General features: G+C 63.5%; 23 protein-coding genes. 9 read left to right on the top strand and 14 right to left on the bottom strand.

Annotated features, from left to right (window positions below):
• Positions 1-16: 16 nt before the first annotated feature.
• The 4 genes from ACZ9C1_RS00930 to ACZ9C1_RS00915 all read right to left on the bottom strand — a co-directional run bounded on the left by ACZ9C1_RS00930 (position 17) and on the right by ACZ9C1_RS00915 (position 2846).
• Positions 17-901 carry a pseudouridine synthase gene (locus tag ACZ9C1_RS00930; protein ID WP_139673197.1) on the bottom strand — a complete coding sequence of 295 codons (885 nt, stop codon included), beginning with the start codon at positions 899-901 and terminating at the stop codon, positions 17-19.
• Between the two features lie 50 nt (positions 902-951).
• Positions 952-1260, bottom strand: a complete 309-nt coding sequence (locus ACZ9C1_RS00925; RefSeq protein WP_476253397.1) for a transcriptional regulator — start codon at positions 1258-1260, stop codon at positions 952-954.
• 67 nt (positions 1261-1327) lie between these two features.
• A complete protein-coding gene (locus ACZ9C1_RS00920; RefSeq protein ID WP_277503313.1) occupies positions 1328-1564 on the bottom strand; it encodes a glutaredoxin family protein in 237 nt (78 codons plus the stop codon).
• Between the two features lie 73 nt (positions 1565-1637).
• Positions 1638-2846 carry an ammonium transporter gene (locus tag ACZ9C1_RS00915; protein ID WP_476253396.1) on the bottom strand — a complete coding sequence of 403 codons (1209 nt, stop codon included), beginning with the start codon at positions 2844-2846 and terminating at the stop codon, positions 1638-1640.
• Positions 2847-3148: 302 nt separating this feature from the next.
• Between ACZ9C1_RS00915 and ACZ9C1_RS00910 the strand changes: the two genes are divergently transcribed.
• The 6 genes from ACZ9C1_RS00910 to ACZ9C1_RS00885 all read left to right on the top strand — a co-directional run bounded on the left by ACZ9C1_RS00910 (position 3149) and on the right by ACZ9C1_RS00885 (position 10110).
• Positions 3149-3460, top strand: a complete 312-nt coding sequence (locus ACZ9C1_RS00910; protein ID WP_023631678.1) for an ElaB/YgaM/YqjD family protein — start codon at positions 3149-3151, stop codon at positions 3458-3460.
• A 9-nt stretch (positions 3461-3469) separates the two neighbouring features.
• A complete protein-coding gene (locus tag ACZ9C1_RS00905) occupies positions 3470-3844 on the top strand; it encodes a phage holin family protein (protein ID WP_102683128.1) in 375 nt (124 codons plus the stop codon).
• Entirely contained in the window at positions 3841-4167 is a 327-nt protein-coding gene (locus ACZ9C1_RS00900) for a hypothetical protein (RefSeq protein WP_102683127.1), read from the top strand. The genes ACZ9C1_RS00905 and ACZ9C1_RS00900 overlap by 4 nt, the downstream gene beginning before the upstream one ends.
• A 78-nt stretch (positions 4168-4245) precedes the next feature.
• Positions 4246-5577, top strand: a complete 1332-nt coding sequence (locus ACZ9C1_RS00895; protein WP_102683164.1) for a deoxyguanosinetriphosphate triphosphohydrolase — start codon at positions 4246-4248, stop codon at positions 5575-5577.
• Between the two features lie 278 nt (positions 5578-5855).
• Entirely contained in the window at positions 5856-6476 is a 621-nt protein-coding gene (locus ACZ9C1_RS00890) for a response regulator transcription factor (protein ID WP_102683126.1), read from the top strand.
• A 1-nt stretch (position 6477) separates the two neighbouring features.
• The gene (locus ACZ9C1_RS00885) at positions 6478-10110 is read left to right on the top strand and encodes a transporter substrate-binding domain-containing protein (RefSeq protein ID WP_476253395.1); all 3633 of its coding nucleotides are present in this window, start codon (positions 6478-6480) and stop codon (positions 10108-10110) included.
• A 30-nt stretch (positions 10111-10140) separates the two neighbouring features.
• Here ACZ9C1_RS00885 and ACZ9C1_RS00880 read toward each other — a convergent pair whose 3' ends face one another.
• On the bottom strand, positions 10141-10485 hold the full coding sequence (locus tag ACZ9C1_RS00880) for a YggL family protein (RefSeq protein WP_046856427.1): 345 nt from the start codon (positions 10483-10485) through the stop codon (positions 10141-10143).
• Between the two features lie 185 nt (positions 10486-10670).
• Here ACZ9C1_RS00880 and dacB point away from each other — a divergent pair, with 185 nt between their 5' ends.
• Positions 10671-12134, top strand: coding sequence for a D-alanyl-D-alanine carboxypeptidase/D-alanyl-D-alanine endopeptidase (gene dacB, locus ACZ9C1_RS00875; protein ID WP_277503310.1), 1464 nt, complete (start codon positions 10671-10673; stop codon positions 12132-12134).
• A gap of 222 nt (positions 12135-12356) precedes the next feature.
• Here the strand turns inward: dacB and ACZ9C1_RS00870 are convergent, their stop codons facing one another.
• The 5 genes from ACZ9C1_RS00870 to ACZ9C1_RS00850 all read right to left on the bottom strand — a co-directional run bounded on the left by ACZ9C1_RS00870 (position 12357) and on the right by ACZ9C1_RS00850 (position 16113).
• Positions 12357-13166, bottom strand: a complete 810-nt coding sequence (locus ACZ9C1_RS00870) for an OmpA family protein (RefSeq protein ID WP_277503309.1) — start codon at positions 13164-13166, stop codon at positions 12357-12359.
• Positions 13163-13516, bottom strand: a complete 354-nt coding sequence (locus ACZ9C1_RS00865; RefSeq protein WP_102683122.1) for a DUF4398 domain-containing protein — start codon at positions 13514-13516, stop codon at positions 13163-13165. The genes ACZ9C1_RS00870 and ACZ9C1_RS00865 overlap by 4 nt, the downstream gene beginning before the upstream one ends.
• Before the next feature lie 9 nt (positions 13517-13525).
• Complete coding sequence (locus ACZ9C1_RS00860) at positions 13526-14347, bottom strand: substrate-binding periplasmic protein (RefSeq protein ID WP_102683121.1); 822 nt, start codon at positions 14345-14347, stop codon at positions 13526-13528.
• 86 nt (positions 14348-14433) lie between these two features.
• On the bottom strand, positions 14434-15363 hold the full coding sequence (locus ACZ9C1_RS00855) for an electron transfer flavoprotein subunit alpha/FixB family protein (RefSeq protein ID WP_102683120.1): 930 nt from the start codon (positions 15361-15363) through the stop codon (positions 14434-14436).
• Entirely contained in the window at positions 15364-16113 is a 750-nt protein-coding gene (locus ACZ9C1_RS00850; RefSeq protein ID WP_102683119.1) for an electron transfer flavoprotein subunit beta/FixA family protein, read from the bottom strand.
• A 542-nt stretch (positions 16114-16655) separates the two neighbouring features.
• Between ACZ9C1_RS00850 and ACZ9C1_RS00845 the strand changes: the two genes are divergently transcribed.
• Entirely contained in the window at positions 16656-18320 is a 1665-nt protein-coding gene (locus ACZ9C1_RS00845) for an electron transfer flavoprotein-ubiquinone oxidoreductase (protein WP_277503307.1), read from the top strand.
• 63 nt (positions 18321-18383) lie between these two features.
• On the opposite strand, the gene ACZ9C1_RS00840 is transcribed toward ACZ9C1_RS00845, so the two are convergent.
• From ACZ9C1_RS00840 to ACZ9C1_RS00825, 4 genes are all read right to left on the bottom strand, one after another.
• The gene (locus ACZ9C1_RS00840; protein WP_277503306.1) at positions 18384-19844 is read right to left on the bottom strand and encodes a hypothetical protein; all 1461 of its coding nucleotides are present in this window, start codon (positions 19842-19844) and stop codon (positions 18384-18386) included.
• 458 nt (positions 19845-20302) lie between these two features.
• Entirely contained in the window at positions 20303-21628 is a 1326-nt protein-coding gene (locus ACZ9C1_RS00835) for an MFS transporter (RefSeq protein WP_102683116.1), read from the bottom strand.
• Positions 21629-21697: 69 nt separating this feature from the next.
• Entirely contained in the window at positions 21698-22183 is a 486-nt protein-coding gene (locus ACZ9C1_RS00830) for an ANTAR domain-containing protein (RefSeq protein ID WP_102683115.1), read from the bottom strand.
• Between the two features lie 171 nt (positions 22184-22354).
• Positions 22355-22894 carry a sigma-70 family RNA polymerase sigma factor gene (locus ACZ9C1_RS00825; RefSeq protein ID WP_102683114.1) on the bottom strand — a complete coding sequence of 180 codons (540 nt, stop codon included), beginning with the start codon at positions 22892-22894 and terminating at the stop codon, positions 22355-22357.
• A 153-nt stretch (positions 22895-23047) separates the two neighbouring features.
• On the opposite strand from ACZ9C1_RS00825, the gene ACZ9C1_RS00820 reads away from it, so the two are divergent.
• Positions 23048-24226, top strand: a complete 1179-nt coding sequence (locus tag ACZ9C1_RS00820; protein WP_102683113.1) for an efflux RND transporter periplasmic adaptor subunit — start codon at positions 23048-23050, stop codon at positions 24224-24226.

Here is a 24226-nt window from a genome sequence, read left to right as displayed (position 1 = left end):
TGGCCCCGCGATGCTTTTACCAGTCGAGCGCCAGCCGGCTCTCGAAGTAACGTACCTCACCCGTCAACGGATCCTCGAAACGCAGGCTATGGGCCAGCAGCTTGAGTGGCCGTGCGTAATCATCCTGCTCGTTGACCAGCTGCGGATAGAACGGATCGTTGCAGATCCCCGCCCCGAGCGCCGCCATGTGCACGCGCAACTGGTGAGTCTTGCCGGTGACCGGTGAAAGGCCGTAGCGCCACAGTTCGCCCTGCTTTTCCAGTACGCAGGCATGGGTTTCACTGTTGTCGACCCCTTCGACCTCATGCATGCGGAAGAACGGTTCGCCGTGCACCAGGCGGCTGCGATGCACCAGCGGGTAGTCATGCTGCGGCATCGCCGCGGCAATGGCCTGGTAGTGCTTGTCGATACGCCGCTCGGGAAAAAGGCGCTGATAGGCGCCACGGCTCTGAGGGTTGGCAGAGAACAGCACCAGCCCAGCCGTGTGTCGGTCAATGCGATGCAGCGGCACCAGATGCGGGTTGTCCAGGCGCCGGATCAGCCGGCGCAGCAGCGTCTGCTCGACGTACTCGCCGGTGGGCGTCACAGGCAGGAAATGCGGCTTGTCCGCTACCACCAGGTGCTCATCCACATGCAGGATTTCTTCCTGCACCGGGATCACCCTTTCATTGGGTACTTCACGGAAATAGTGCAGGCGCATGCCCCGACGATAGCGGGTGTCCGCTGCAATCGGCTGGCCCTCGGCATTCAATACCCGCCCTCGGGCGAAGCGGTCGAGCCATTGTTCGCGGCTGATGCCCTTGAAATGCTCGCACAGGCAGTCGAGCACGTTTGCCCAGGGCCCAGGCGGCAGGCATACAGTGCTGGCTTGCTGTTGGGCGGGGTCGAAAGGCGTGGTCATCATCGGGCTCGGTTCTGCGTGGGCGGACATTATCTCCTACCCCCCGTCCCTCAACCAGCCTCGCAGGCCGGCTCGCAGCGCGCCTTCAGCCAACGCAGTACCTGCACCGCGTCCCAGCGACCCGGATCGTAGAGGGCGTAGCTCAGCCCCCGGTAGCCCACGACATCCAGCGGGCGGTGGAAGCCGGCACGCTGGAACAGCGCCTCGATCTCGGCAAAGCAGGTGTTGAAATGGACCTTGCCGAACGGTGTGCGCTCGTCGGTGACGATGCCATCGAGGCGCAGTTCCAGCACCGCCTCGCACACACGCTCGGGCGCCATGTGATTGATGCTGTACTTGAGTTGCTCGACATTGAGCATGACTTACCTCGGGATACTGTATTTATATACAGCATACGAAGCGAAGCGGGTGCCGTCAATGCGCGACTCAGCCGAGGAAGGCCACTATCTGCTCGGCATCGAACGGCCAACCCAGCTCGGCACCGGTATCGCAACGGCGCAATACCGGAATGATCAGCCCGTAACGTTCGAACAGCACCTCACTGTCGGCGATATCGACCAGTTCGACCAGCAAGCCGTGCTCGACGAATGGCATCAGCAACGCTTCGGCCACTTCGCACAGATGGCACCCGAGGGTGCCGAACAATTGGGTTTCAGGCAGCATGCGTCTATCCGCAAAATCGCAGGAAGGGATGCTCATTCTAGGTCCGCCTGCGCCTGCGTGCACCTGACCTGCCTCAATCCTGGCTGGTGGCGCCGATGCGATGCACCGCCAGGTCCGCGCCCTGGAACTCCTGTTCATGGTTCAAGCGCAAACCATGCAGCACCTTGAGCAGACCATACACAGCAAAGCCGCCGACCAGTGCCACCAGCACACCCGCAAGGCTGCCCAGCAGTTGGCTGACCAGGCTGACACCGCCCAGCCCTCCCAGGGCCACCTGCCCGAACACGCCGCAGGCGATGCCGCCCCACACGCCGCACAGGCCGTGCAGCGGCCATACCCCCAGCACGTCGTCGATCTTCCAGCGGTTCTGCGCGGCAGTGAAGCACCAGACGAACAGCCCGCCTGCCACCAAGCCGGTGGCCAGCGCCCCCACCGGGTGCATCAGGTCGGAACCTGCGCACACCGCCACCAGGCCGGCCAGCGGGCCGTTGTGCAGGAAGCCGGGGTCGTTGCGCCCGGCCAGCAATGCCGCCAGGGTGCCCCCGACCATGGCCATCAGCGAATTGATCGCCACCAGCCCGCTCACCCCTTGCAGGGTCTGCGCGCTCATGACATTGAAGCCGAACCAGCCGATGATCAGGATCCACGACCCCAGCGCCAGGAACGGAATGCTCGAGGGGGCGAACGCCACCAGCCGGCCATCGCGATAACGACCGCGGCGCGCCCCCAGCAGCAACACCGCCGCCAGCGCCAGCCAGCCCCCCATGGCGTGCACCACCACGGAGCCGGCAAAGTCGTGGAACGGCGCACCAAAGCGCGTTTGCAACCAGGCCTGCAAGCCGAAGTTGCCGTTCCACACGATGCCTTCGAAAAACGGATAGATGAACGCCACGATCAACGCCGTCGCGCACAGTTGCGGCGCAAAGCGCGCGCGTTCGGCGATGCCGCCGGAAATGATTGCCGGAATCGCCGCGGCGAAGGTCAGCAGGAAGAAGCATTTGACCAGCGCGTAGCCATGGTCGCTGGCCAGCGCCGCCGCCGGCTGCAAGAAGCTCACGCCATAGGCGATCCAGTAACCGACGAAGAAGTACACCAGCGCCGAGATGGCGAAGTCGCTGAGGATCTTCGACAGGGCGTTGACCTGATTCTTGTACCGAACTGTGCCGACTTCGAGAAAGGCGAACCCCGCATGCATGGCCAGGACCAGTATCGCGCCCATGAGGATGAACAAAGTGTTGGAGCCGTGGACCAGGGAGTCCATCGCGCTGTGCGTGTTTTCCATGTAATGGCAGACCTGCAAAAAGGCACCAGGACAGTTCAAGAACCGGCATCCATGCACCGCATCGGTGCCAGGCCGCTGCCCAATTTCGGTGAGCCGGGCGAGGCCTGCGTGGTTTTTTCTTGGGTTTGTCGTGGATTGGGTTAAGGTTTAGCGGTATCTGCAGCAAGGGCGCCTGATGTCGGCGCACGCCTCGGCGGACACGCACCGTTTTTTAGCAAGCGCTGTACCAACACATCCCGCTGAACCTTCCACGCCACCGCTTACTCGAAATACCACACACATCCACAGGGAGAGGCCCACCTATGGCCAGCAAATCGGCAAAGACTGCACAAGACATACTGATGGCTGACTTCCAGGCCCTGGTCCGCGACACCGAAAAACTGCTGGCCGACACGGCCAACCTGGCCGGCGACCAGGCCGATGAACTGCGCGAGCAGATCCACGATCGCCTGGTCCAGGCTCGTGAAACCCTGCAACTGACCCAGGACTCGGTGCGCGCCCGTGGCCAGGCGGCCCTGGGCAGCGCCGAGCAGTACGTGCAGGAGAACCCGTGGCAGGCTATCGGCATCGCCGCCGGCGTCGGCCTGCTGATCGGCCTGCTGGCCAAGCGCTGAGGAACCTTCATGGACAACGAAGCCATCGGCACGGGCGCCTCCGGCAGGCGCCTGGGCGCGGCCGTGCTGGGCTTGCTGCACAGCCATATCGAGCTGTTCGGTATCGAGTTGCAGGAGCAGAAGGCCCGCACCTTGAGCCTGCTGCTGTTCGCCGGCCTGGCGCTGGTGTTCGCCCTGCTGCTGCTGACCGCCCTGTCGGGGCTGGTGCTGGTGCTGCTGTGGGACAGCTACCGCCTGGCCGGGATCATCGGCCTGTGCGTGTTCTACGGGGTCGCCGCGCTGTACTGCGGCCTGCGCCTGAAGGCCGCGGTGTTCGACGAATCCTCGCCGTTCAATGCCACCCTCGAGGAGTTGGCCAAGGATCGGGAGCGCCTGCTGCCATGAGCCTGCCAGAACTACCCAACACCCGTAACCCACGGGAGCTGCGCAAGGCGCTGCTGCGCCTGCGCATGGAAATGCACCGCCAGGAAATCCGCCACGAATCCGGGCAGTTGCTCGAACCGGTCCGCCGCCTGCGCGGCATGGGCGGCTCGTTCGGTGAAGGCCTCGGGGTCAAGCACGGCTCGCTGTGGGGCATAGGCGCCGTGGTCGCCCTGGGCTTTCTCACCGGCAAGGGCGTGCGCAGCGGCAACCTGACGCGCCTGGTGCGCCTAGGCGCCAGCCTGGCCCCGTTGATTCGCCTGTTCCTCGGCAGCCGCCGCCGCTGAAGCCCGAGCGCGCCCGGCCCTTGCGCGGGCGCGCCGGACACAGGAAGCTATCCCGACTCGACGATGGGAGAAAACGCCTTGGACTGGCAAACCCTGCTGACCCGCGAACGACTGGGCAAGGCCCTCTACAGCCCCGAGGAGCTCGGGCGCAGCCCTTTCCACAAGGACCACGACCGCATCATCTTCTCCGGCGCCTTCCGCCGCCTGGGGCGCAAGACCCAGGTGCATCCGGTGTCCAGCAACGACCACATCCACACCCGCCTCACCCACTCCCTGGAAGTCAGCTGCGTCGGCCGCTCGCTGGGCATGCGTGTCGGCGAGACCCTGCGCGGCCAACTGCCGGACTGGTGCGAACCCAGCGACCTGGGAATGATCGTGCAGTCGGCCTGCCTGGCCCACGACATCGGCAACCCGCCGTTCGGCCACTCGGGCGAGGACGCCATTCGCCACTGGTTCCAACAGGCTGCCGGGCGTGGCTGGCTGGACGACATGAGCGACGAGCAGCGCGGCGACTTCCTCAATTTCGAAGGTAACGCCCAAGGGTTTCGTGTCCTCACGCAGCTCGAATACCACCAGTTCGATGGTGGCATGCGCCTGACCTACGCAACCCTCGGTGCCTACCTCAAGTACCCCTGGGCCGCGCGCCACGCCGATGCCCTGGGCTACAAGAAGCACAAGTTCGGCTGCTACCAGAGCGAACTGGGGCTGCTCGAGCAGATCGCCGGCAAGCTCGGCCTGCCCCAACTCGAACACCAGCGCTGGGCGCGCCATCCCCTGGTGTACCTGATGGAGGCCGCGGACGACATCTGCTATGCCTTGATCGACCTCGAGGACGGCCTGGAGATGGACCTGCTGCAGTATGCCGAAGTCGAGGCGCTGCTGCTGGACCTGGTGGGTGACGACCTGCCGGAAACCTACCGCCTGCTGGGCGCGGGCGAGTCACGCCGGCGCAAGCTGGCGATCCTGCGCGGCAAGGCCATCGAGCACCTGACCAATGCCGCCGCCCAGGCCTTCGTCGAACAACAGCAGGCCCTGCTTGCCGGCCGCCTGGCCGGTGACCTGGTGGAGCACATGCACGGCCCGGCGCAACGCTGCGTGCTCCAGGCCAAGGACATGGCGCGCAAGAAGATCTTCCAGGACAAGCGCAAGACCCTGCACGAGATCGGCGCCTACACGACCCTGGAGATCCTGCTCAACACCTTCTGTGGCGCGGCCCTGGAGCAGCACGGTGGGCGCACGCCATCGTTCAAGAGCCGGCGCGTGCTGGACCTGATCGGCAACAACGCCCCCGACCCGCATGGTTCGCTGCATGGCGCATTCCTGCGCATGATCGACTTCATTGCCGGCATGACCGACAGCTACGCCAGTGAAATGGCCCTGGAAATGACCGGGCGCTCCAGCCCGAAATAGAAAAAACGGGGTGGCAGACGAATGTTTGCCACCCATGTTTAATTTGTATGAAATTTCCTATGATATTTTTTTACAAATAAACTTGCCAGCTTCCCATCCCCGCAAAAGTTATCAACTCCTGATAAAAACCTGCCAACATCTACATCTCTCGTAGCAAAGTTTCGCGAGCGCTGTAAGTTAATTCCTATATCCCGCATTTGGCACCTACTTCCCTGCCCGCCGCCATGCATCTGAGCTAATGTGCCGGCTGCCTTCACCTGCAGCCTGGAATGTTGAATATGCACTCAGTCTTTATTGTTGATGACCATCCCGTTATACGCTTGGCGATACGGATGTTGCTGGAGAACCAGGGATATCGGGTGGTCGGTGAATCGGACAATGGCGTTGACGCCATGCAGCTTATCCGCGAGACCCCGCCGGACCTGGTCATACTGGACATCAGCATCCCCAAGCTCGATGGCCTGGAAATGCTTTCACGCCTGCAGGCCATGGCCATCCAGCTGAAAGTCCTGGTGCTGACCGCGCAATCGCCGGCACTGTTCGCCGTACGCTGCATGCACTCCGGCGCGGCCGGGTACGTGTGCAAGCAGGAAGACCTCAGTGAGCTGCTCAGCGCCATCAAGGCCGTGCTGTCCGGCTACAACTACTTTCCCAGCCAGGCACTCAATCCACCGCCGACAGGCAGCAACCAGGAGCTGGAACTGTTCCGCCAGGTCAACGACCGGGAATTGATGGTCCTGCAACTTTTCGCCCAGGGCCGCAGCAACAAGGAAATTGCCAAGGGCATGTTCCTCAGCAACAAGACCGTCAGCACCTACAAGAAGCGCCTCATGCACAAATTGCGCGCCAGCACATTGGTAGAGTTGATCGACGTCGCCAAGCGCAACGCACTGGTCTGAAATGATGACGTGGAGGTACATCGCTGTATTGCTGCTCTGCCTGGGCACGCCGCTGCAAGGTGGCAGCGTGACCGTCGACCTGGGGCGCACCTACACCTTGCTCAGCCGCTCGGCACCGACGTCGGTCCGGCCGCCCCTGACAGCGGCCCAGCGCGACTGGCTCGCAGAGCGCAAGGAGCTGGTGCTGGGCACCTCGGCGCCCGACTATCCCCCCTTCGATATCGCCACGGGTGGGCGCGAATACCAAGGGTTGACCGCCGACTACGCCGGCTTGATCGGCAGCGCCCTGGGCCTGCCTGTCCGTGTGCAGCGCTTTCCCAGCCGCCCGGCGGCGGTCGCGGCGCTCAAGAGCGGCCATATCGACCTGCTGGGCAGCGCCAACGGCTATGAAGCCGTCACCCAGGGCCTGGCGCTGTCACGCCCCTATGCCATTGACCAACCCGTGCTGGTGACCCGCGAGGACGAAAGCCGCGCACTGGACACCGGCCTGGCGGGCATGCGCCTGAGCATGCTGTATCACTACCTGCCGCCCGGGGAAATCCACGCCAACTACCCCAAGGCCGAACTGCTGACCTTCGAGTCATCCACCCAGGCCCTGAATGCGGTAGCCTTCGAACAGGCCGACGTGTTCATTGGCGACACCATCTCCACTCACTACCTGATCAGCCAGGGTCACTTGCCGCATGTGCGCATGGCCAACTTCGGCAAGCACGAGGCCGTAGGCTTCAGCTTTGCCATGCGTGAGGGCGAGCCTATCCTCCAGTCCCTGGTGGATGCCGCGCTTGACGCGCAGTCCAGCGCCACCCGCAACGATATCTTCAAACGCTGGAGCGCAAGCAGCGGCAGCCTGCTGACCGATCGCAAGCTGCAGTTGTCGACACGCGAGGAGCAGTGGCTGAGCCAACACCCGATCATGCGCGTGGTGGTCAACGACACGGCGGCGCCACTGACGTTCTTCGACAGCAATGGTCGCCTGCGGGGGATAGTCGCCGACCTGCTTGAGCTCATTCGCCTGCGCACCGGCCTGCGCTTCGAGATCCGCCGCGCCAGTGGCGACGGCGACATGATCGATCAGCTCGAGTCCGGTCGTGCCGATATCATCGCCAGCCTGTCCACCGAGGCACGCCGGGGCAACCCGCTGCAGGTCAGCCGCCCCTATCTGGAGAGCGCCTATGTGCTGGTCACCCATACCGGCACCGGCCAACCCAACAGCCTCAAGCAACTCAAGGGCAAGCGGGTCGCCGTTCCCCGCGACAGCACCGTGGCCGCCCTGCTTGCAGCTCGCCACCCGCGGATCCACCAGGTTGCCACCGAAAGCACCTATTACTCCATGGTGCTGCTCGGCAGCGGCGCGGTGGATGCGGCGATCGCTACCCTGATCGACGCCAACCACATGCTCGCCACCAGCAACGACCTGGTCATCCGCAGCACGGTCGGCACGGAACCCGCGGCCTTTTCCATGGCCACCGCCCCCGACGCCAGTGAGCTAAGTTCGATCCTCGACAAGGCGTTGCTGAGCATCTCGCCAGAAGAACTGGGGGTGATCAACAGCCGCTGGCGCGACCATGGGCTGCGTGACGACGCCTACTGGCGCAGCTACCGCCGGGTGATCCTGCAGGTGGTCGGGGTGATCGCGATCCTGCTGGTGCTCGCATTGGTATGGAATGCCCGGCTGCGCCGTCAGATCAAACAACGTCAGCGGGCGGAACGGGCGCTGAACGACCAGCTGGAGTTCATGGGTGCCCTGCTCAACGGCACGCCCCACCCCATGTATGTGCGCGATCGCGAGGGACGCCTGCAAAGCTGCAACGACAGCTATCTGCAAGCCGTCGGTGCCAGCCGCGAACAGGTGCTGGGCAAACGCCTGGAAGACGCCCCCTACAGCGACTGTGACTATACCCAACAGGTGCAGGACGACTACCAGCGGGTGATGGCGCAGGGAACACCCTTGATTCTTGATCGCCCCTTGCGCCTGAAAGACCGCGACCTGACGATCTATCACTGGATCCTGCCCTACCGCGATTCGGTAGGCGAAATGCAAGGAATCATCGGCGGCTGGATCGACATCAGCGAACGCCGCAACCTGGTCCAGGACCTGCGCCTGGCCAAGCAGCAGGCCGATGACGCCAACCGGGCCAAGAGCACGTTCCTGGCCACCATCAGCCATGAGATCCGTACGCCGATGAACGCCCTCATCGGCATGCTGGAGCTGGCCTTGAAGCGCGCCGAGCAGGGCAAACCGGACCGCCCCGCGCTGGAAGTCGCCCACCATTCGGCCAACGATCTGCTGGGCTTGATCGGCGACATCCTGGATATCGCCCGGATTGAATCCGGGCAAATGTCGCTGGCTCCCGAACCCGTCGACCTCGCGGCGCTGGTCGAGTCGGTCGGGCGAATTTTCGACGGCCTCGCCCGCCACAAGGGTTTGGTACTGGACGTGGTGATTGCCCGCGAGGCGCGCTGCCATGCGCTGCTCGACCCATTGCGCTTCAAGCAGGTCCTGTCGAACCTGGTCAGCAATGCGATCAAGTTCACCGAACAAGGGCAGGTGCGCATCACCGTCAAGCTGCGCAACGAGGGCGAACCGGCGTTGCCGGCGCTTGACCTGGAGGTTCGCGACAGCGGTATCGGAATTCACGAGGACGACCTGCAACGCCTGTTCTCCCCCTTCGTACAGGCCAACCCCTACAGCGACGGCGCACGGGCCGGCACCGGCCTTGGGCTGGTGATCAGCCGCGACCTGTGCGCGATGATGGGCGGCGAACTGACCCTGCAGAGCCTGCAAGGTGTCGGCACCCGCGTGCGCCTGGTGATGCCGCTACAGTGCGTCGAACCGGTCGCGGCCCCGCTGCGGCCCATGACTCAATTCCTGCCGCCGAACGAGCAACTGCGCATTCTGGTGATCGACGACCACCCGGCCAACCTCCTGTTGATGGCCCAGCAGCTGAATTACATGGGGTTGAACCAGCAAAGCGCCGAGGAGGGCGGCGAAGGACTGCGTAAATGGCGTGAGGGCTGTTTCGATGTACTGATCGTCGACTGCAACATGCCACAGATGAATGGCTACGAACTGGCTCGGACCGTACGCACGGAGGAGCGCCTGCACGGCCGACCGCGCTGCACCATTCTCGGCTATACCGCCAACGCCCAACCCGAAGTTCACCAGCAGTGCCTGGACGCCGGCATGGATGACTGCCTGCTCAAACCCATCGGCTTGCAGGTGCTGGGGCAACGCCTGAGCGCCATCACACCCATTGCCCGGCGGTGCGACAGCCACCCTGGCCCGGCACCACGCTTCGATCTCAAAGGCCTGTCCACGATCGTTGGCGACAACCTCGCCGACCGCGACCGCATCCTCGAAACCCTGCTCCTGAGCCTGCGCCAGGACCTGAAGATTCTGATGGCCATTGATCCGCGGCACGAAGGTGACGAGCTGGCGCTGCAGGCACACAAGATCCTCAGCGCGGGACGGATGCTGAATGCGCGGGCGTTGATCGAGGCTTGCCAGGCACTGGAAGGAACGGACGTACCCCAGGCCGAACTGCTAAGGCGCCGTCAGGCGTTGGCACGGCATATGCGCCGCGTCGAGAAAGCCCTGGCCAGGCAGCTGGAGCACCTGGCCGAGGCGGGATGAGGGCGGTACAGGGCGTACCGCCGACATCGATCAGGAAGCCGGGTTGATCGGCTTTTCCGGGTACCAGGCATCCAGCAGCGGGCTGACTTCAATGCTGGTCAGTTCGCTACGGCCCTTGAGCCAGGCTTCCACAGCGGCGCGCTGCTCTTCGCTGACCGAGCCACGCTTGACGGAGCAGACCAGACCGAAGTCATCGCCGCCGACATAGTCCAGGCCGTTGGCATCCATGGCATCAGCCAGGAAAGCATCGAGGAAGGCATCGATGGCTTCATCGGACAGGTCTTCCTTGAAGCCCAGGTTCAGTTCGAAACCCAGCTCCTGGAATTCATCCACGCACAGTTTCTTGCGCAGGCGACGGGAACGGTTGGTAGCCATGAAACAATCCTCTCAATTAATTACGCGCGGCACTTTACCAGTTTCCAGCGCACAACGGCGCTTTTCCGTCGAACGAGGCCCATGCAGAGCACGCTTGGGGCATAATGCGCACTATATTCGTCTTGGGGCCATCATTTCATACAGCCCCAGTGTCTTTTTCCCTCGCCCGCAGGGTTTGTCCATTTATGATCAAGACGCTCCGCCCACTGCTGTTCGCCGGCCTGTTCCTGCCCTTGTCGCTGTCCGTCCAGGCCGCCACCGTCAACACCAATCTGCCACCGAAAGTGCAACAGGCGCTCAAGACCAACAAGCTGCAGGATTCGGCCCTGTCGCTGGTCATGCTGCCGCTGGACGGACCGGGCGCGGCGACCGTGTTCAACGCCGACGTGTCGGTCAATCCGGCCTCGACCATGAAGCTGGTCACCACCTATGCCGCGCTTGAGCTGCTGGGCCCCACCTTCCAGTGGAAAACCGAGTTCTACACCGACGGCACCCTGAGCAACGGCGTGCTCAATGGCAACCTGTACCTCAAGGGCGGTGGCGACCCCAAGCTGAACATGGAAAAACTGTGGTTGCTGATGCGCGACCTGCGCGCCAACGGTGTGCGTACCGTGACCGGCGACCTGATCCTGGATCGCAGCCACTTCGTGCAACCCAACCTGCCACAGTTCAACGACGACGGCGGTGACGACAACAAGCCGTTCCTGGTCAAGCCGGACTCGCTGCTGGTCAACCTCAAGGCCTTGCGCTTCGTCGCCCGTAACGACGGTGGCAAGGTCAACGTGTCGGTCGAACCACCGATCGCCAGCATCCGCATCGACAACCAGGTCAAGGCCGTGGCGGGCAAACAGTGCACTGGCGAAGTGCGCTACAACCCGGTAGTGCAGCCTGATGGTGTCAGCGTCACGGTCAGTGGCCAGCTCGCCGATGGCTGCAACTCGCAGACCTACCTGGCGCTGCTGGATCATCCGACCTATGCCGCCGGTGCCGTACGGGCCATCTGGAACGAGCTGGGCGGCAGCATCCAGGGCCGCGACCGCATCGAGAACGTGCCCAAGAGCGCACGCCTGCTGGCACGGGCTTTCTCGCCAGATCTGGTGGAAGTGATCCGCGACATCAACAAGTACAGCAACAACACCATGGCTCAGCAGCTGTTCCTCAGCCTTGGCGCGCAGTTCCGTACCGACGCCGACGGCGACGATGCCCGTGCTGCCCAACGGGTGGTCCGCCAGTGGATGGCCAAGAAAGGCATCACCGCACCACACCTGGTGATGGAGAACGGCTCGGGCCTGTCCCGTGCAGAGCGGGTCAGCACCCGCGAGATGGCGGCGCTGCTGCAGGCGGCCTGGAAGAGCCCGTACGCGGCCGAGTTCATCAGTTCGATGCCGCTGGTGGGCATGGACGGCACCATGCGCAAGCGGCTCAAGCGCACCGCCATGACAGGCGAAGGGCACATCAAGACTGGCACCCTGAATACCGTGCGGGCGATTGCCGGGTTCAGCCGGGACAGCAACGGGCACACCTGGGCGGTGGCGGCCATCCTCAATGATCCCAAGCCTTGGGGGGCTTCGCAGGTGCTGGATCAGGTGTTGCTGGATCTTTATCGGCAGCCGAAGGTGGGGAATGGGACTACTGGGGTGATGCCTTGATTGCGCTTGGGTCCTCAAAGTGTGGGTTTTGATTGATGTAAGCACATTCATTGGCGAGGGCGACGCATAGTCACCTTTTCGCCTTTACGGCCAGGCCTTCGAGGTGTTCGCCGCGAAGGCTTCTGCGCCTGTGAGATCGAGCGCCGCCCGCGCGGCGCTCGATCTGATAGGCGCTGCAAGAGTTAAGGCGAACACCTGGTAGCCCTATCAAAGAGGCGGGGCTCAGCGTGCGGGGGCGAGCTTGCCCTTTTCGTCGGAGAAGACGATCTCTACCCGACGATTCTGTGCCCTGCCCCGCTCCGAGGCATTGGCTTCGACCGGGTACTGGTCACCATAGCCCTCGACCTGGATGCGCTTTTCATCCACGCCCAGGTCAACCAGCATGTCGGCCACCGATTGGGCACGATCACGGGACAGCTTCAGGTTCTCTTCCGCCGCGCCGGTGCTGTCGGTATACCCCTCGATCCGCACCACTCGACGCGGATTGAGCTGGAGGAACTGCACCAGCTTGAGCACGGTGCGGCTGGCCGAGTTCTTGAGGTCGGCTTGGCCGGTATCGAACAGCACGTCACCCAGGGTCATCACCAGGCCACGGTCAGTCTGCTCGGACGCCAGCGCTACAATTTGAGCCTCGACGAACTTGCCCTGCTGCTGCACGCTCGCCAGCTTGGCCTCGCGCAACGCCAGTTGCAGGCGCTGGCGCTCCAGGTCGAGCTTGGCCATGCGTTCCTGGTTCAATGCCAGCTTGGCATGCTCGCTGGCGATCTCGCTGTAGCGTTGGCTGAGGTAGGCGTAATGGCGGACATCGCTGCCGGTGCCGACATAACCGGCCAGGCGCTCCGCGCGCCCCAGCGATTCGCCGGCACGGATCACGTCACGGGGCGCGCTGCGCAGCACGTCGGAATTGTCCTTGACCTTCTGGAACGCGGCGCTGGCGTCGTCCAGCGCCGACTCGCTGCGCTGGCTGGCGCAGCCCTGCAACCCCACCAGGGCCAGCAAGGCCAACGCGGCCACGGGCGTGAAGCGGCTCATGGCTGCACCTCCAGCTGTTTGCGCAGACGCTTGATACGCGATTGCAACACCTGCAACTGCTCCTCGCTCTTCTGGTTCAGCACCCGCGCCTCGGCCAGGCGGGCATCGAGTTCGGCCTGCTCGGCGCGCATGCGTGCATCGCGATAGCTTTCACCGAGCATGTTGCTCTTGGCGCGGGCCAGTTTGTCTTCGGCCAACTTGAACTCCGGCACCTGCTCGGTGGCACCGACCGCCTTGGCCTGCTCGAGCGCCTGCTCAGACAAGCGCAGCTGTTCATTGGGTGCCGGGTCATTGGCACAGCCGGCCAGGCCAAGCACGGCCAGGGCGAGCATCAAGGGTTGGATTCTCACACACGCTTCCTACTGTTTGGGGGCACCCTGCGACGCCTGCATCTGCGCCTTCCAACGCTCGACATTGCGCTGCAACACAGCCTCGCTCGCCCCGGAGATCGGCAATTCTGTCAGCTTTTTCGCCAGTTGTCCGCGCAACCAGCTGTCGTTGCAGGCCGAGTTGTGCGACACCGCCAGATACAACCCCGGCCGGTCCACCGGCAAGCCGCGGGCGATGAGGTCGTTAGCCACCCCAAGGCTCTGGGCCATGGCCATGCCCGAGTAGCGCCCGGCCAGCACATAGTCGACCTGGCCAAGCACCAGCTTCTGGAAGGCCTGCGTCAGATTCTGCGCCGGTTCCAGCTTGAGCTGGGCCTTGGCGAACGCCTCGAAGGCCGGTGTCAGACGGGCCTTCTCCGACAAGGCGCCCTGGTAGCGGGCAAGGTCGGCCGGGCCGTCGAACGCCAGGGCGGCGTCATGACGGGTCCAGACCAGGTATTCATTGAGCTGCAAAGGCGGGTGGATGTAGTCCAGGCTGGTCAGCTGGGTCACCTGCATCGGCGTGTCGAGCAACAGGTCCATGCGCCCGCTGCGCACTTCCTCCAGCGCTTGTTCGCGTTTGCCGGCGTGCAACACCTCGACCTTCACCCCCAGCTCGGCGGCGACTTGGCGAAGCAGGTCGACATTGGCGCCAATCAGGTGCTTGGGGTCTTGCGGATCCTGCCAGGAATACGGTGGCGCATCCGGGCTGCCGGTGGCTACCAGACGCTCGCACTTCCCCACCGCCAAGGCCTGAGTCGACAGCAGCGCCAGCACGCAGGCCAGCCCCCCCTTGCTCCAGCGAAACGCCATGCACCCTCTCCCGCCCTTGAAAAAAATCATGAAAAAACCCGGACCGCCAAGGGCGGCCCGGGTTCTTTATAAGTGAAGCAGTCGGATCAGACCAGCTTTTCCAGCTCTGGAACCGCTTCGAACAGGTCGGCGACCAGGCCGTAGTCGGCCACCTGGAAGATCGGCGCCTCTTCGTCCTTGTTGATCGCGACGATCACCTTGGAGTCCTTCATGCCGGCCAGGTGCTGGATCGCGCCGGAGATGCCGACGGCGATGTACAGCTGTGGCGCGACGATCTTGCCGGTCTGGCCGACCTGCATGTCGTTCGGCACGAAGCCGGCGTCGACGGCGGCGCGCGAGGCACCCACGGCAGCACCGAGCTTGTCGGCCAGGGCGTACAGGTGCTTGAAGTTGTCACCGTTGCCCATGCCACGGCCGCCGGAGACGACGATCTTGGCGGCGGTCAGCTCTGGACGGTCGGACTTGGCCAGCTCTTCGCCGACGAAGGCCGACTTGCCAGCGTCGTGGGCCGCGGCCACGGTTTCGACGGCAGCCGAGCCACCTTCGGCGGCCACGGCATCGAAACCGGTGGTGCGCACGGTGATGACCTTCACGGCAGCGCTCGACTGCACGGTGGCGATGGCGTTACCGGCGTAGATCGGGCGCTTGAAGGTGTCGGCCGATTCCACCGAGATGATCTCGGAGATCTGGTCGACGTCCAGCAGCGCGGCGACGCGTGGCAGGATGTTCTTGCCGTTGGTGGTGGCAGGGGCCAACACATGGCTGTAACCCTTGGCCAGTTCGACTACCAGCGGCGCGACGTTTTCCGGCAGGGCGTGGGCGTAGGCCGCGTTGTCCGCGACCAGCACCTTGGCGACACCTGCGATCTTGGCGGCGGACTCGGCGACGCCACCGACGTTCTGGCCTGCGACCAGCACGTGGATATCACCACCGATCTTGGCGGCAGCGGCGACAGTGTTCAGGGTGGCCGGGGCTACGGCACCGTTTTCGTGTTCAGCGACAACCAGGATAGTCATTTAGATTACCTTCGCTTCGTTCTTCAGCTTCTCGACCAGTTCGGCCACCGACTTGACCTTGATACCCGCGCTGCGGGCAGCAGGTGCTTCGACCTTGAGGGTCTTGGTGGTGGAGGCGAGGGATACGCCCAGGGCGTCCGGAGTGACAGTCTCCAGCGGCTTCTTCTTGGCCTTCATGATGTTTGGCAGCGACGCGTAGCGCGGCTCGTTCAGGCGCAGGTCGGTGGTGACGATGGCTGGCAGGTTCAGCGCAACGGTCTGCAGGCCACCGTCGATTTCACGGGTGACGTTGACCTTGTCGCCAGCAACTTCGACCTTGGAGGCAAAAGTGCCCTGGGCGTAACCGGTCAGCGCGGCCAGCATCTGGCCGGTCTGGTTGTTGTCGCTGTCGATGGCCTGCTTGCCGAGGATGACCAGCTGCGGCTGCTCCTTGTCGACAACGGCTTTCAGCGCCTTGGCCACGGCCAGGGAGTTCAGTTCATCGGCGGCCTCGACCAGGATGGCGCGGTCGGCGCCCAGGGCCAGGGCGGTACGCAGTTGCTCCTGGGCGGCGGTCGGGCCGATGGAGACGACGACGATTTCGCTCGCCACGCCCTTCTCTTTCAGGCGGACGGCTTCTTCCACGGCGATTTCGCAGAAGGGGTTCATGGACATCTTGACGTTTGCAAGGTCGACGCCGGAGTTGTCCGCCTTGACGCGAACCTTGACGTTGTAGTCGACCACTCGTTTGACAGCTACAAGAACCTTCATGGATTCCTCGTTACTCTCCGGTGAAAAGAAGATCGCCTGGGGACTGCCCGGCGAATGCGCGTGGGTACAAGGGCACCTCTAAAAACGTTTCTGCGCCGGCAAAGTTCAGTTGACCGATCAGTCTTGTTGCGACCTTCAGGGACAAAACCTGCGGGTCATTTTCTGTCGTGGCGTGTAGACTCCACTACAAAACCTGATTCGGCCCGTAAACCCTGCTCCACGCCTGGTCTTTAGGGGTGCACCTGCGCCCGACGGTCAGCCTACGGCGAACGCGAAAGCGCTCGTATCTTGACCGTAACACCCAATCCGGTCAATACGGCAAATTGGCCAGCCTCCAGCCGCCTACCTGCGATTCTACGGGCCTCCGGCAAATTCAAACAAACGTTTGTATTGGACCCGCCAAGTGGTGTAGATATAATGCGCGGCCAAGACAAAACGGTGTAGTCCATCACCTGCGAAGCTACAGCCTCTGCACGCCGCACGTGACCGTGAACACCCATAAAAGACAAGCAACGCGATGAGCCTTGAGTAGGAGAGAACCTGTGGAACGCGAATACATGGAATTCGACGTGGTCATCGTCGGCGCAGGCCCGGCGGGCCTGTCCGCCGCCTGCCGCCTGAAGCAGAAGGCCGCCGAAGCCGGTAGCGAGATCAGCGTCTGCGTGGTCGAGAAAGGCTCCGAAGTCGGCGCCCACATCCTCTCCGGCGCCGTATTCGAGCCGCGCGCACTGAACGAACTGTTCCCCGACTGGAAAGAACTGGGCGCACCGCTGAACACCGAAGTGAAGCGCGACGACATCTATGTGCTCAAGGATGCCGGAAGCTCGACGAAAGTGCCTGACCTGTTCGTGCCCAAGACCATGCACAACCAGGGCAACTACATCATCTCGCTGGGCAACCTGTGCCGCTGGCTGGCCCAGCAGGCGGAAAACCTTGGCGTGGAGATCTACCCAGGCTTTGCCGCCCAGGAAGCGCTGTTCGACGAAAACGGCGTGGTGCGCGGCATCGTTACCGGCGACCTGGGCGTGGACCGCGAAGGCAACCCGAAAGACGGCCTGTACACCCCCGGCATGGAACTGCGTGCCAAGTACACCCTGTTCGCCGAAGGCTGCCGTGGCCATATCGGCAAGCAGTTGATCAAGCGCTTCGACCTGGACAACGAGTCCGACGTACAGCACTACGGCATCGGCCTGAAAGAGATCTGGGAAATCGACCCGGCCAAGCACGAGCAGGGCCTGGTAGTGCACACCGCCGGCTGGCCGCTGGACGTGATGGCCAAGGACAACACCGGCGGCTCGTTCCTCTACCACCTGGAGAACAACCAGGTGGTCGTTGGCCTGATTGTCGACCTCTCCTACGCCAACCCTTACCTCTCGCCGTTCGACGAGTTCCAGCGCCTGAAGCACCACCCGGTGATCAGCCAGTACCTCGAAGGCGGCAAGCGCATCAGCTACGGCGCTCGCGCCCTGGCCAAGGGCGGCATCAACTCGCTGCCCAAGATGGTCTTCAACGGCGGCGCGCTGATCGGTTGCGACCTGGGCACCATGAACGTGGCCAAGATCAAGGGCAGCCACACCGCGATGAAGTCCGGCATGCTCGCCGCCGAAGCGGTGGCCGATGCACTGATCGCCGGCAGTGAAGGCGGTGACCAGCTCAACAGCTACGTCAGCGCCTTCAAGGCCAGCTGGCTGCATGAAGAGCTGTTCGCCAGCCGCAATTTCGGCCCGGCCATGCACAAGTTCGGGCCACTGCTGGGCGCAGCGTTCAACTATGTCGACCAGAACTGGTTCGGCGGCAAGCTGCCCTTCACCCTGCACGACACCAAGCCGGACTATGCCTGCCTCAAGCTCGCGGCCGACTCGAAAAAAATCGACTACCCCAAGCCGGACGGCAAGCTCAGCTTCGACAAGCTCAGCTCGGTGTTTCTCTCCAGCACCAACCACGAAGAGGAACAACCCTGCCACCTGAAGCTGAGCGACCCGAACATCCCGATCGCCAGCAACCTGCCGTTGTACGACGAACCGGCGCAGCGCTACTGCCCGGCGGGCGTTTACGAAGTGGTCACCCAGGAAGACGGCAACAAGCGCTTCCAGATCAACGCGCAGAACTGCGTGCACTGCAAGACCTGCGACATCAAGGACCCGGCCCAGAACATCACCTGGGTCACCCCTGAAGGCGCTGGCGGGCCGAACTACCCGAATATGTAAGCCCTGCCCTGGCGGCAAGCAAAAGCCCCCTGGCCGAGAGGCCCGGGGGCTTTTTCATGGTCGCTATCCCTTGTACGAAACCACGGTGTGCGTGGTGTCCAGCCCCAGTTGTTCGAGCCGCTCCAGGACATGCCCCAGGCACTGTCCGCCATCGGGTTTGTAGTGTCCGGAGGCATCGTTGACCAGACCAAGAATGTCGCTCACCGCATTGCTGGTGGTCTTGCGGTCGATGCGCATTTCTCCGGCGCACACCACCGGCTGGCCACCGCCAAGCTGGCTGTGCCGGGTATAGCGCGTACGGTCCAGGGACTGGTCCCAGAGTTTGACCAGGATGCTTTTTTGCGGGGTGTAGACCCAGGTGTAGGCATCCTGGGCAGTATTGGGGCGCAGATAGGTCAATCTGCCGCTCTTCAGCTCATAGGCCAGTATCTGACCCCGCTCCTCGCCAATTAGCTGACAGACGCCCTCAAGGGTTTCAGGCTGATAGCTGCGCCATTTCAGCACATCGATCAGCCATTGCTGCAATTGCACCGGGTAGGTGTAACCGGCAAAGTCCAGGGGCGCCGAGATATCGGCCTTGCGCCAGTCCAGCCAGTTCACCCGGCCTTGCCATGCAACGCCGCCCCTGGCCTCGATCCAGCGGTTGTCGCTCCCTATCACGCGGTTGTTCAGCTGGTCATTGACCTTGAGGTCCAGCGACTGCATCTTCCAGGCCGGACCGTACCCCCCGGCACTGGTCTGGTAGATCTCGACCGAATGCAACTCATCGGCATAGATCACGCTGCGCTGGAACATCTTGGACAGGTCGACCTCGACCTGGAAGTGCGCCCCCCGCTCGAAGTTGCCGGCCAATGGCTGTCGGTGCTCGCTGCCATTGATCGAAAACGAAAGCGTATCGCCGGTTCCGGCACTGTAGTCGACAGAGACCGCGAGGCACACGCTCAGCTTGTCGATGACCATGTTCGGTACCTGACCCCGCCTCGGACGCTGAGGCAAGTGCACCCGCCAGGCTTCGGAAGGCAGCGCCTCGCTTCGTCGCTGCAGCCAGACCTCACCCGAAATCGGAGCACTGCACAAGGTACGGGTGCCGTCGCCATAGAGAAGCTCGCCCTTGGAAGACAGCCGCCAGCGATCTCCCGAGGCTGCGCTCGCCTTGCCGCAGATCCCGAGCCCCAAGGTCTGCCCGGTGGTGACATTGACCAGTTGCCCGTCCTTGTAGAGCCATTGCATGGCCTTGGGATCTGGATTCACGGCGAGGCACACGCCCTCCTCGTCCGCCATCAGGTAATCATGACCATTGGTGAGCATGAACGGGATACCGCTGGGTAGGCCGTTCACGAGGTCCCCGGCACCACCACTGCCATCCAGTGCCTTCAGCTGGGTGAATTCGACCGTTTGCTGACGCTGCGCACTGTCGGTCAACAGCACGGCATGGCCGTTGGCGGCCAACTCGATACGGCTGATGTGGCGAAAGTCATGCAGCGGGTGCACGCCGGTCAGTTGCTTGCCGTCACCGTAGACCACCACCCACGCCTGATCGTGAAGGTGCTGGGACTCCAGGACACAGGCAAGGCTACGGCCCCAGTGAACAACGGGGGTTCTGGCTTGATCATCCGGTTTCGTGCTGGCGGGATTCGCAGCCGAAAAGCTCATCTGTGGCGGAAACGCTGGCAGTTGGGCCCGCGTCATCCAGGTGATGCTGAAACTGGACATGTACATTTCTCCTGACTGTATGAACGGAAGGGTCCGTCAACGATCAGTCGAAACTACGTGCACAACCTCGCAGGCGCTGTAGGGGAGCAGAGTTGCGGACACTCAAAAACCCGCCCCTGCCTGTAGGACCTGTTGACTGCCAGGCCGTAGCAGGCAGCCCTGACTTCCTCGAACAATTCCGGAGACAGTCAAGGCGCTTGAAACAACTTTATCAGCGCGACCGATGGTTGAGTCTTGCCGTTCCCGTAGCGGGAAAAGGCATTACCACCTCATTTGTCCCCGCACATGAGCGGCATCGACTCGGCAACAAACCCCAACGGCTCACGACGCCCGAAATAGAGCGCCGTCAGCAACCCGACCATGCCCATGACCAGACAAAAGCCGACACACACCCACGGACTCCAGGGCATCAGGGCGATCAGCGCCAGCGGCGTGGTACTGGCCCACAGGGCGTAGGCGACGTTGTAGGTGAAGGAGATGCCCGACACGCGGATATCCGCCGGGAACAGCCCGACCATCACCGATGGCACTACCCCCACCACGCCACAGCACAATCCGGCCAGGGCATAGGCCAGCCAGGTCATGCCCCACTGCCCCACCAGGCTGGCGTACAGCGCGCCGATACCCAGCGGCAGCAACAGGCTATAGATCATCAATGCCCGCCACGCACCCATACGGTCGACCAACAGCCCGGCCAGCACACACCCGATATTGAGGAAGACGATGCCCACACTGCTCAGAGCAAAGGTATGCCCGGCGGTCATGGCGAAGCGCTGCTGCATCACGGTCGGGGTGATCACCACCAGCACCACCACCGCCGAGGTCAGCACGCACGTAAGCAGCGCCGCCGGAATCAACGCCCGACGGTGTCGGCTCAGTACTCTACGCAACGGGAATGCCACAGGCTGCTCCCGCTGCTCGCGCAACGCCAGGAATACCGGCGTTTCACTCAACCAGCGGCGCAACCAGACACCGATCACGCCGAACACTCCGCCCAGCAGGAAGGGATAGCGCCAGGCGTAGTCGAGAATTTCCTGGGGCGTGAACACCTGCGCCAACAAGGTCGCGGTCAGCGCCCCGAGCAGATAGCCAAAGGTCAACCCAGCCTGCAGGAAGCCCAGCGCATACCCGCGTCGCCCGGGTGGCGCGTGCTCGGCAACGAACGTCCAGGCACTGGGCACCTCGCCGCCCACCGCCGCCCCTTGCAGGATGCGCAGCGCCAGCAGGATCAGCGGCGCGGCGTAGCCGATGTCGGCGTAGGTCGGCATCATCCCGATCAGCAGGCACGGCAGCGCCATCATCAGGATGCTCAGGCTGAACACCCGCTTGCGCCCCAGGTGATCGGCGAAATGGGCCATCAGGATGCCGCCCAGCGGCCTGGCCAGGTAACCGGTGACGAAGATCCCGAAGCTCTGCAGCAAGCGCAACCACTCCGGCATCTCGGGCGGGAAGAACAGCTGGCTGAGCGTCAGGGCAAAGAACACGAAGATGATGAAATCGTAGATTTCCAGGGCACCACCCAGCGCGGCCAGCCCCAGGGTCCGGTGGTCGCCACGGCTGAACCGTGGCGGGCGGGTGGTATCGAGCGCAGTCATGGCAGCTTCCGCAACGTGGCAAAAGGCCAAGAGAATAGCAAAAGCCTTGAGCCTGTGGCCGTCCGTGCTTCAGGAGTTGCGGCAGAACACTGTCTGCGCGAGGTTGGTGCGTCGCCGGGAATAGTTCGAGGCCCCGGCCAGCCCCGGTGGCAGGGGCAACTGCCCGACCAGCACCGGCAGGTCGATGATCGCCATGAACGACTCCAGCGCCTCGCTGTCGGGCGCATGGGGCAGGCTGATGCTGACAGCATGCCGGTCACTCGGCGGCACCGCCGGCACCTTCAGGTGCGGCGAGTGGTACAGCAGTGCATGCTGGATCTGCGAACTGACCCGGCAGAAGCGCGCCAGGTCCACCCCAGCATGGCTGGCCAGCTCGATGTTGCCCACCAGCAGGTTGAACGGTTGCAAGGCACTGTGCACCAGGCGCTGCAGGTCTTCGAAATTCTCCACCGGAGCGATCCGGTAATAACCCAGGCCATTGAGCATCCTCTCCAGTTGCAGGCGCTGGGCGGGATGCTCGTCGGCGATGAGGATGCGCATGGATTTGTTAGGCATCGTCCGGACCTGGGCAGTTAGGTGATGACAGTGGCTCCGTGACCATACTGCGCCGGGAACGGCAACGTCAGGCAGCGCGCCTGGACGGGGGGTCTTTATTGATAGTTGTCGTGAACCCGGGAGAAATCAAGTGACCGGCTCACGGAATTTTCACATCCGCCGGCATCCCGCTCAGGACTCCCACTGGCGCATGCGCATGCGGCAGTGCTTCATGGCGTTGACGATGTGCTTTTCCACCACGCTGCGGGAAATATCCAGGCGTTCGGCGATCTGCTGGTGTGACAAGCCCTCGAGCTTGCGCAGCAGGAAACTGTCACGGCAAGGCGCGCTCAACTCGCCCAAGGCCTGCTGCATCAGCGCCAGACGCTGGTCGAGCTGCATGCTGTGCGTCGGCGCGGGGCTGTGCCAACGCTCATCGCTGTCGAGCACCTCGAGCGGCTCGGCCTGACGCACCTGGTGACGCCGGTGATGATCGACCACCAGGTTCATCGCCGTGCGATAAAGAAACGCGCGCGGGTGTTCGATACGCTCGCCGCCCGTGCGCTCCAGCACGCGGATGTAGGCATCATGGGCAACGTCTTCGGCCGCCTGGCGATTGCCAAGCCGGGCAGACAGAAAGCTCACCAACTCGCGATAGTAATGTTCCACGACGGCACCTGTCGTCTCCCTGCTCGAGCGCTGGTAGGCAGGCGCAGCGGGTCTGGATAATATCAGTGTGCGATCTTACAAATTATAATTATTCGCAGCAACACACAGCCCTCCCCTTCCTGCGTTAAATCGCCACCTATCACATTCGTTTAACTGGGACCCCCGAGCGCGTGCCGCGTCGCAGCACTCGGCCACTACCCCCGGCTGGAAGCCCGCATGACACGCACATCCAATACCCGCCGCCGAGTGCTGTTCGGCGCCCTGGGCCTGGCCGGCCTCGGCAGCCTCGTGGCCTGGCAGGTCCTGCCGCTCGGCGGCGCACCGGTCAGCACCGTGCCGGTGCTGCGCGCCGACATCGAAAGTAGCGTTACCGCACTGGGTACCCTGCAACCGCGCCGTTACGTCGACGTCGGCGCCCAGGCCTCGGGTCAGATTCGCAAGTTGCATGTGGAGGCCGGTGACGAAGTGCGCCAGGGCCAGTTGCTGGTGGAGATCGACCCGTCCACGCAACAGGCCAAGCTCGACGCCGGACGTTACTCGATCGAGAACCTCAAGGCCCAGCTGGCCGAACAGCGTGCGCAATACCAGCTTGCCCAGCAGCAGTACCAGCGCCAGCACGGCCTGGCCGCCGCCGGCGCCACCCGCCAGGAAGACCTGCAGACGGCGCAGGCGCAACTGAAGGTGACCCAGGCCCGCATCGACATGTACCTGGCGCAGATCCGCCAGGCCCAGGCCAGCCTGCGCAGTGACGAGGCAGAACTGGGCTACACGCGCATCTACGCCCCCATGAGCGGTACCGTGGTGGCGGTGGATGCCCGCGAAGGCCAGACCCTCAATGCCCAGCAGCAGACGCCGCTGATCCTGCGGATCGCCAAGCTCTCGCCGATGACCGTCTGGGCCCAGGTGTCCGAAGCCGACATCGGCAAGGTCAAGCCGGGCATGACCGCCTACTTCAACACCCTGGCCGGCGGCAAGCGCCGCTGGACCAGCACCGTGCGCCAGATCCTGCCGGTACCGCCCAAGCCGCTGGACCAGACCAGCCAGGGCGGCGGCAGCCCGGCCAGCGCCACCGCCGGCACCACAGGCAGCAAGGTGGTGCAGTACACCGTGCTGCTGGACGTGGACAACCCCGACGGCGCCCTGATGGCAGAAATGACCACCCAGGTGTTCTTCGTCGCCGGGCAAGCCAGCCAAGTGCTCAGCGTCCCCCTGGCTGCGCTGGATGACACCCCCGGCGACGGCGTGCGCCTGGCCCAGGTGCTGAACAGCAAGGGTCAGGTCGAGGCACGCCAGGTACGCACCGGCTTGAGCGACCGCCTGCGGGTGCAGGTTCTCGAAGGCCTGAACGAAGGCGAGCGCCTGGTCATCGGCCTGCCTGCCGCCAGTGGGGGTTGA

The sequence above is a fragment of the Pseudomonas sp. TE21435 genome, from assembly GCF_056279265.1.
Note: the sequence above shows the minus strand (reverse complement) of the source record. Positions and strands in the feature narration are given on the sequence as shown.

Excerpts from the sequence above, each read along its gene's own strand:
- ACZ9C1_RS00915 (WP_476253396.1), bottom strand. The coding sequence starts at position 2,846 with ATGGAAAACACGCACAGCGCGATGGACTCCCTGGTCCACGGCTCCAAC.
- ACZ9C1_RS00820 (WP_102683113.1), top strand. The coding sequence starts at position 23,048 with ATGACACGCACATCCAATACCCGCCGCCGAGTGCTGTTCGGCGCCCTG.
- ACZ9C1_RS00925 (WP_476253397.1), bottom strand. The coding sequence starts at position 1,260 with ATGCTCAATGTCGAGCAACTCAAGTACAGCATCAATCACATGGCGCCC.
- ACZ9C1_RS00885 (WP_476253395.1), top strand. The coding sequence starts at position 6,478 with ATGATGACGTGGAGGTACATCGCTGTATTGCTGCTCTGCCTGGGCACG.
- ACZ9C1_RS00855 (WP_102683120.1), bottom strand. The coding sequence starts at position 15,363 with ATGACTATCCTGGTTGTCGCTGAACACGAAAACGGTGCCGTAGCCCCG.
- ACZ9C1_RS00830 (WP_102683115.1), bottom strand. The coding sequence starts at position 22,183 with ATGCCTAACAAATCCATGCGCATCCTCATCGCCGACGAGCATCCCGCC.
- ACZ9C1_RS00835 (WP_102683116.1), bottom strand. The coding sequence starts at position 21,628 with ATGACTGCGCTCGATACCACCCGCCCGCCACGGTTCAGCCGTGGCGAC.
- ACZ9C1_RS00890 (WP_102683126.1), top strand. The coding sequence starts at position 5,856 with ATGCACTCAGTCTTTATTGTTGATGACCATCCCGTTATACGCTTGGCG.
- ACZ9C1_RS00900 (WP_102683127.1), top strand. The coding sequence starts at position 3,841 with ATGAGCCTGCCAGAACTACCCAACACCCGTAACCCACGGGAGCTGCGC.
- ACZ9C1_RS00905 (WP_102683128.1), top strand. The coding sequence starts at position 3,470 with ATGGACAACGAAGCCATCGGCACGGGCGCCTCCGGCAGGCGCCTGGGC.
- ACZ9C1_RS00870 (WP_277503309.1), bottom strand. The coding sequence starts at position 13,166 with ATGAGCCGCTTCACGCCCGTGGCCGCGTTGGCCTTGCTGGCCCTGGTG.
- ACZ9C1_RS00920 (WP_277503313.1), bottom strand. The coding sequence starts at position 1,564 with ATGCTGCCTGAAACCCAATTGTTCGGCACCCTCGGGTGCCATCTGTGC.
- ACZ9C1_RS00850 (WP_102683119.1), bottom strand. The coding sequence starts at position 16,113 with ATGAAGGTTCTTGTAGCTGTCAAACGAGTGGTCGACTACAACGTCAAG.
- ACZ9C1_RS00910 (WP_023631678.1), top strand. The coding sequence starts at position 3,149 with ATGGCCAGCAAATCGGCAAAGACTGCACAAGACATACTGATGGCTGAC.
- ACZ9C1_RS00880 (WP_046856427.1), bottom strand. The coding sequence starts at position 10,485 with ATGGCTACCAACCGTTCCCGTCGCCTGCGCAAGAAACTGTGCGTGGAT.
- ACZ9C1_RS00930 (WP_139673197.1), bottom strand. The coding sequence starts at position 901 with ATGACCACGCCTTTCGACCCCGCCCAACAGCAAGCCAGCACTGTATGC.
- dacB (WP_277503310.1), top strand. The coding sequence starts at position 10,671 with ATGATCAAGACGCTCCGCCCACTGCTGTTCGCCGGCCTGTTCCTGCCC.
- ACZ9C1_RS00860 (WP_102683121.1), bottom strand. The coding sequence starts at position 14,347 with ATGGCGTTTCGCTGGAGCAAGGGGGGGCTGGCCTGCGTGCTGGCGCTG.